2 protein-coding genes are annotated in these 2,021 nt (G+C 74.5%); both read right to left on the bottom strand.

All coding sequences use genetic code 11. The annotated features are described in order from the left end of the window. Positions 1 to 1,564, bottom strand: a 1,564-nt coding sequence (locus ACWEQL_RS42280) for a PP2C family protein-serine/threonine phosphatase (RefSeq protein ID WP_452156921.1), incomplete at its 3' end; no start/stop codon positions are given. 53 nt (positions 1,565 to 1,617) lie between these two features. Continuing rightward, positions 1,618 to 2,021: FHA domain-containing protein FhaB/FipA (locus ACWEQL_RS42275; RefSeq protein ID WP_452156919.1), on the bottom strand; the 404-nt coding region annotated here is incomplete at its 5' end.

Genomic DNA, 2,021 nt, shown 5'->3' with positions numbered 1-2,021 from the left:
GGGCCGACGGCGCGGCCGGCGTGGCCGTCGTGGCCGGTCCGGTGGCGGCCGGTGCGGCGGGTGCCGCCTTGCCCGCGGCCGGCGAGGGGGACGCCGAGTTGGCGGTCCGGAAACCGGCCGGGGCCACGGTGGTGGCGGGCGCCGGGGTGGCCGTGGTGTTCTGCTGGGCGGCGGCCGTCCGGGCGTCGGCGACCTTCCTGCAGAAGCCCGCCGCGTCGCTCAGCTTCTTGGCGGTGTTCTCGGCCTCGTCCAGGCTGGCGGCCGAGATCGTGGCGTCGACGAGGCTGCGCTGGTCCTGCGGCAGCAGGTTGAGCTTGGCCTCGTCGTACGTGGTGTGCACCGAGGACAGCTTCAGGCCGGCCAGGTTCTGGTTGATGCCCTGGTAGACCGCGACGTGGTCGCCGTCCGCGCCGACGTAGTACTGGCTCTGCGTCCACTGGTAGCCGAAGTAGCCACCGCCGCCGAGCAGGCCGAGCGAGACCAGCGCCACCAGCGACAGCTTGAGCGCCTTGCCGCCGCCCTTGCGCCGCGGCCGCTCCTCGTCGTCGAACTCCTCGGTGCCGTACACCGGGGGCTCGGACGCGCCGAAGCCGCCCTGCTGGTAGCCCTCCTCGTACCCCTCGGCCGGGCCGAAGCCGGCCGGGGCGGCGCCGCCGTAGCCGCCGTCGTAGCCCTCGGCGGGGCCGAAGGCGCCCTGCGGGCCGCGGCCCAGGCCCGCCGCGCGGCCGGCCGGGGTGTCGCGGATCGACCGGTCGGTGGCGGCCGAGGACGGCGGGGCCTCGGCGACCGCGCCGACCACCACCGGGACGTCGTTGAACTGGCCGCTCAGGGTGTCCGTGGCGCCGACGTCGATGACGTCCGCCACGATGCAGGTGATGTTGTCCGGGCCGCCGCCGCGCAGCGCGAGCTGGATCAGCTCCTGCACGGTCTGCTCGGGGGCGTAGAAGCTCCCGAGGGTGGCCTCCAGGGTCTGGTGGCTCACCGGGCCGGAGAGGCCGTCGGAGCAGATGAGGTAGCGGTCGCCGGCCCGGACCTCGCGGATCGACAGGTCGGGCTCGACCTGGCCGCGGCCGTCCAGCGCGCGCATCAGCAGCGAGCGCTGCGGGTGGGTCTCGGCCTCCTCGGGCGTGATCCGGCCCTCGTCGACCAGGCGCTGCACCCAGGTGTGGTCCTGGGTGATCTGCACCAGCGAGCCGTCGCGCAGCAGGTAGGCGCGGGAGTCGCCGACGTGCACCAGGCCCATCCGCTGGCCGGTCCACAGCATCGCGGTGAGGGTGCAGCCCATGCCCTCCAGCTGCGGATCCTCCTCGACCATCTGCCGGAGCCGGTCGTTGGCGCCCTGGACGGCGTCCCCGAGCAGGGTCAGCAGATCGGCGCCCGGCACGTCCTCGTCCAGGCGGACGATCGAGCCGAGCACCTCGGAGGAGGCGACCTCGCCGGCGGCGGCGCCGCCCATGCCGTCGGCCACGGCCAGCAGCCGCGGGCCGGCGTAGCCGGAGTCCTCGTTCCCCTCCCGGATCAGTCCCTTGTGGGAGCCGGCGGCGAAGCGCAGCACCAGGGTCATGCGACCTGAGCCCCCCTCTGGGTCATGGACGGGATGCTGTCCCTCATGCGCTACTACTTCCGCAGTTCGATGACGGTCCGGCCGATACGGATCGGCACGCCCGGCTGGAGCGGGGTCGGCGCGGTCAGGCGCTGCCGTTCCAGATAGGTGCCGTTGGTGGAGCCTAGATCCTCGACGGTCCACTGCCCAGTCTGATCCGGATAGATCCTGGCGTGACGGGAGGACGCGTAGTCGTCGTCCAGCACGATGGTGGAGTCGTGGGCGCGGCCCAGGGTGATGGTCTGACCCTGGAGCGCGACGGTGGTGCCGGCCAGCGAGCCCTGGACCACCACGAGCTGGGTGGGCGCGTTGCGGCGCCGCCCGCCGGCCTGGACCTGGGTCGCGGCGTGCGGGGAGTGCTGCGCGGCGGGCTGCCCCTGCGGGGCGGCGCGCCCGGCCGCGGGGGCCGGTGCGGCGG

Source organism: Kitasatospora sp. NPDC004240 (assembly GCF_053603215.1).
The sequence above is the reverse complement of the archived record's forward strand: the minus strand, read 5'-3'. Positions and strand labels throughout refer to the sequence as shown.